The organism is Oleiphilus sp. HI0117 (assembly GCF_001635235.1).
The window spans coordinates 1-4,826 of record NZ_LWGA01000111.1 but is presented as its reverse complement, the minus strand read 5'-3'; the positions used below and the strand labels follow the sequence as shown (position 1 = coordinate 4,826).

The 4,826-nt window shown below is 42.0% G+C and carries 4 protein-coding genes and 1 pseudogene; all 5 read right to left on the bottom strand.

Annotated features, from left to right (window positions below; genetic code table 11):
* Window positions 1-541, bottom strand: a pseudogene (locus tag A3757_RS01565) (hypothetical protein); the annotation flags it as partial.
* 152 nt (window positions 542-693) lie between these two features.
* Window positions 694-1,026, bottom strand: coding sequence for a YnfA family protein (locus tag A3757_RS01560; RefSeq protein ID WP_068507643.1), 333 nt, complete (start codon window positions 1,024-1,026; stop codon window positions 694-696).
* Between the two features lie 31 nt (window positions 1,027-1,057).
* Window positions 1,058-1,939: an SPFH domain-containing protein gene (locus A3757_RS01555; protein ID WP_068507645.1), complete on the bottom strand. Its 882-nt coding sequence runs from the start codon at window positions 1,937-1,939 to the stop codon at window positions 1,058-1,060.
* Between the two features lie 24 nt (window positions 1,940-1,963).
* Window positions 1,964-2,404 (bottom strand): NfeD family protein, encoded by a 441-nt coding sequence (locus tag A3757_RS01550; protein ID WP_068506810.1) that lies wholly within the window; start codon window positions 2,402-2,404, stop codon window positions 1,964-1,966.
* Window positions 2,405-3,361: 957 nt separating this feature from the next.
* Window positions 3,362-4,672, bottom strand: coding sequence for a bifunctional 2-polyprenyl-6-hydroxyphenol methylase/3-demethylubiquinol 3-O-methyltransferase UbiG (locus A3757_RS01540; RefSeq protein WP_156490708.1), 1,311 nt, complete (start codon window positions 4,670-4,672; stop codon window positions 3,362-3,364).
* Between the last annotated feature and the right edge of the window lie 154 nt (window positions 4,673-4,826).

Sequence of the window (4,826 nt, the reverse complement as noted above, 5' to 3'; positions counted from 1 at the left end):
TTAGCACGATCTCTTCTACAGGTATGGGGTATGCCTCAATGAGCTCTGAAAGTAGCCGAGTTAATTTTTGCCCATTATCTTTAATCGATAAGCCTGTGTTGTAACGTAAGTAAAAAGGCGTAAAGCCAAACTCTTCTTGTAAGCGTCGACCATAGTTATCTTTTTCACTTAGCGCTTCGTCATCATCACTTGAACGACCATTACTCGAGCTCTCCCCTTCACTTTCCCCACCGAGTGAGTCTGGTTTTAAGTCCCATATTGTTTCTAGATTGGTCAGCCCGTGGATGAGGACGATAATTTTGTTAGATAAGGCTTTTTCTGCTTTGACGCTCCCGGAACCTTGAAGCACCTGTTGAGCAAGCGTGTCATCTAGCAATAGAGGTATGTTTTGCTGGTAAAAAGCCATATCGATGGCTAATGGGTTGTGCTCTTTTTCCAGATAATCACCAACGATGCCATTTAACACAGAGCGACTTAGGTTCGCCCAGTTTTTTAGGTCTACCGAAGCCATTAATTTGTTATCACTCGTTAGCTTATCCATGCGTATTCACTCGTTTAGGTGGGAAAAACCATTCTTCGGGAATGGAAAAATAAAAACTCGCGCCAAGACCGATACCCCTTCTGGCTTATCGGACGATGCAAGACTGGCCAGTTCATGGTGGATGACACTTAAAGCATCAGCTACCTATCAGGCTATAGCTCACGAGGGCTGAACATGATAATTGCCATGCCCAATAGCGCAACGCCTACGCCGGTAATATCCCAGCACGTGGGTTTAATACCTTCGACAACCCATAGCCAACATATTGCTACCAGGATATAAACACCGCCATAAGCAGCATAAACGCGGCCCGCAGCAGCAGGGTGCAAAGACAACAACCACGCAAACAAGCCTAGACTTAGAGCAGCAGGAATAAGCAACAAAGGGCTTTTATCCTGCTTTAAGTACAAATAAGGAAGGTAGCAACCAACAATTTCTGCAAGCGCAGTAACGATGAATAGCGCGATGGTTTTTAGCTCAAACATAAATTAGGCTTTATCTTGCTACCCTAGTGTATTACTTCCCTATCATACCCGCGATAGCTTTTGGTAAATCGGCAGGTAAGATTACCGACTTGCTGTTCTCAGATGTCGCCAGGCTTTCTATCGCTGAAACATACTTCTCACCAAGAAGGTAGGTCACTGCCATGTCTTTATCGGTCAAAGGGGCAGAGACCATTGAGATTGACTGCTGCCTCGCTTCTGCCAATAGCAATTCAGCTTTAGCATCTTGTTCTGCTGCTTCTTTTCGGCCCTGTGCTTCCAGTATTTGCGCTTGCTTCTGGCCCGTGGCTTCTAATATCTGGGCTTCTTTAGAACCTTCAGCTCTGGTCACCGTTGCACGCCTTGCCCGCTCTGCAGAGGCTTGCTCTTCCATTGCTTCTTGCATCGTCTTAGAAGGGTTAATGTCCTGAATTTCAACTGAACGAAGCGCTATACCCCATTCCGCAATTTCATTCGCAATCGTGCTAGTGAGGCTGGTTTTTATTTGCTCTCGAGAGCTCAATGCCGCATCCAGATTCATTTCACCGATAATTGAACGAAGCGTTGTTTGGACTTTGGTTTGTATCCCTATCGTGTAGTTATCAACACCGTACACTGCTTTCTGCGGGTCAGTAATGGAGATATAACCTACGGCACTGGCAATAATAATAGCATTGTCTTTTGTAATAACCTCTTGGCTAGGAATATCCAATACGATTTGCTTAGTTGTAAGCTTATAGGCCACCTGGTCAAAATAAGGAACGATAATATTCAATCCAGGCTTCAGTGTTTTTTGGTACTTTCCAAAGCGCTGTACAACCCACTGATAGCCCTGAGGTACGAGCCTTACACCTTGTGCAACCGTCACCAGTAATAAAATAAATATCGCTATTGCTATGTATAATCCTGCTTCCATAATCCCTTGCTCCTAAAAGATAATTTATTGTTTTTTCATCACTAGTCGATGTTCAGTGACACCGGTTACTTTAACCGCATCTCCTACATCTAGTTGATCATCAGACTCAAAGTCCCACTCATCATAGCCCTTAATGGGAGTAGAAAAGCGAACGCGCCCCGGCCTTTCCCCGGAAGGAGGCGTCAGCGTCACGCCTAGTTCACCCTGAATTTCATCAAGCGCTGGTAAAACTACCTTATCCCGCGAGGGTTTGAGTATTTTGAACCACATGCTGGTGAGTAAGGCAGATAAAATAGCCCAGGCGCTTATCTGAAAGGTAGTACTTAGATCCGGCTCGACAAGAAGTAACATGCCAACCAATACCCCGCCAATACCAAACCAAAGCGCGGTGAATGAAGGGATAACGAGCTCTAAAAGAACAAGAAAAATCCCAAAAACAATCCAATGCCAATACAATAAATCCATCAATAATTCCTATTTCTCATTCGACTGCGACAACTACTACGAGGCAAAGCTCTCGTTTAATTTTTTTTCAGCAAGCGCTTACTTATTATGTAACTTGAATAAGGGGTTGGTATTGGCTANAACGGCTGCCACATCACCTTTATCTGAATTATCAATTTTCGCCGCAGACAGTTCTGCTCTGCTTTCACAAACCGTGAAACCTTCAGCAAGTATGCAATCTCGCTCTTCAGCAACGTCTTCACTCGAAATTGAGTTGCTACCCTTAATTAGCCTCTTTGATATAGGCGTGTACTTTCCTTGTGCCAACTTTCGATGGTATTGAGGTTCAAACGAGAGTTGTTTTTGAGCTTTATTCTTCATCAGTATTCCGGTCTTAATATTTAGTTCTTCTATTTTAGCTTAGAAAGAGATCCAATCCGTAGCCACCACCACGCTATAGACATCTACCCCATAGTCTATCACTCCAAGGCTCAACACTACACAGTGCTTTGAAGCGGGATATCGGTAAATACAGTGATAAGAAATGTAAATCGACTGAGAAGTTTGGAGAGAGCCCGGAATTACCTGGTACGGATCAGAGTCAATCAAAGCCTACGCCCAGACACAGTGACCATCGGTGGGACATTAGAATGAGAGAAATAGCTCTGTTTTGAGCTACCTCTTTTAACTCGAAACAATCATTGCTCAACACCCAGTGTTTTGCGTTTAGAGTCGGATTAGCTGTTACTTTGGAATCCCTGCAGCCCATCATCAAGGGACTAATTTTATGCACGGAACAGAAGTCTGCTATCGTTTAGCCACTCACTTGCTAAAAAGCCAACGACTCTGGCCAGCTATATTTAGCGCTCGGTTTAGTCATACGCTAGTTCCTTTTAAATCTTAGTGCTAGCCTAGACCTTGCAGTTAGTTGTGCTCGATTGGACGCTTACATTTAAAGAAACCGAACACATTTTCTGATCACACTCCCATCATATTGTTTATATTAGCTGCACTACTTGCGCTCTTTTCTCTCAAATACATCATATCTAGTTTTATTAGGACCTCAACAAAGGAACATAGTTCTGCAAAGACGGTTTCAAACGTTGCATGGCTTTTCGTTGTCTTGATGGTTTGCTCGACAACCTCTTTTAAGCTTCGTTTTCCATCTATATGTTCAAACAATGCTTTGCTGTGTGGGTTTCTTTTTAAGGTAAACATTTGGTTCAGTTGTATTTGATTTCCTGGTGCAGAAAACGCCTTAAGCAAATTTTGCTTACGTTCATTTTGGCCGTAAATGGTGCTGATGGCAGGAACCAGATCTGTATTCTTTATGCTAGGAGTAGAAGTTTCCTTAAACGAAACAAAACAGCATTGTTTCATGATTTGACCAAACAACAACTCGCAGATAGATTGCTGTTTTCTAAGCGGAAGTTGTTTGATTGTGTTCAACAGCTCTGGGTCACGAATATAGGTTTCGGGATAAAAAATCATGTCACCAAGAGGGTGGTCAGGATTATATAGTTTATTTAACTTCAATCCTGCATTTTCAACATAGTCGTACATTTCGTTTACGGTATAGGCCCGGTCTTGAGAGTGTATTAGTAGATCGTATATGCCAATATCTGTACTTAAATCTTTCTTACAAGAAACTTTATTTGAGGAAAACCAATTGCCTTGTGGTAGCCCGTTTAGAGTTTTTTTTGTGTTATCAATACAGTCTTGAATGTTGGGCGTGTCGGTATTTATCTGACGCATTAATTCCTGCATCTGATAGATTCCTGTTCGTCCAATTGTTGCGTAAACCATAAGATACATCGCACCATCAGGATGAAGTACCTTAGTAAGCGCTTTTAAACCTTCATCTGGGTTTTTCAAGTGATGCAAAACGCCAGTACAGGAAATAAAATCAAACTCACCGTATTCTTGTTTGTTCAGATTTAACAAGGAATCATGAATCCAGGTAATATTTTTTAATTTCCTGACTTTAGCTCGTTCCTTGGCGATGTCCATTGATGCTTGAGACATATCCAAATAGACCACTTCTACTTCAGTTTCCCTAAGTTGTTCGGCTAAATAAATAACATCATCACCGGTCCCGCCACCGGCAACTAGGACTCGAAACGACTGAGTAAAATCACGCTTACCCTCAAAAGCGTAATAATTAAGACAATCTAAGGAGCAGGGTTTGGAGACATAAAGATCTGTTTTCTCATTAGCAGGATCTCTTGCAGGGTAGGGATAATTCTCGTATTGCTGCCTGACTTCTTCAAGATATGTCCCTTCTTTCATAATGCCCTCATTTTTTTGAATAACGATCAATATTATTAAAACAAAAAATTATCAAACATAATCTTAGGGGAATGCAGACCTATATGTCTGTTAACTAAGTAGAATTTTCAGATTATGCATTAAACAAGGGAGTCTAGACTCTATGATGTACATT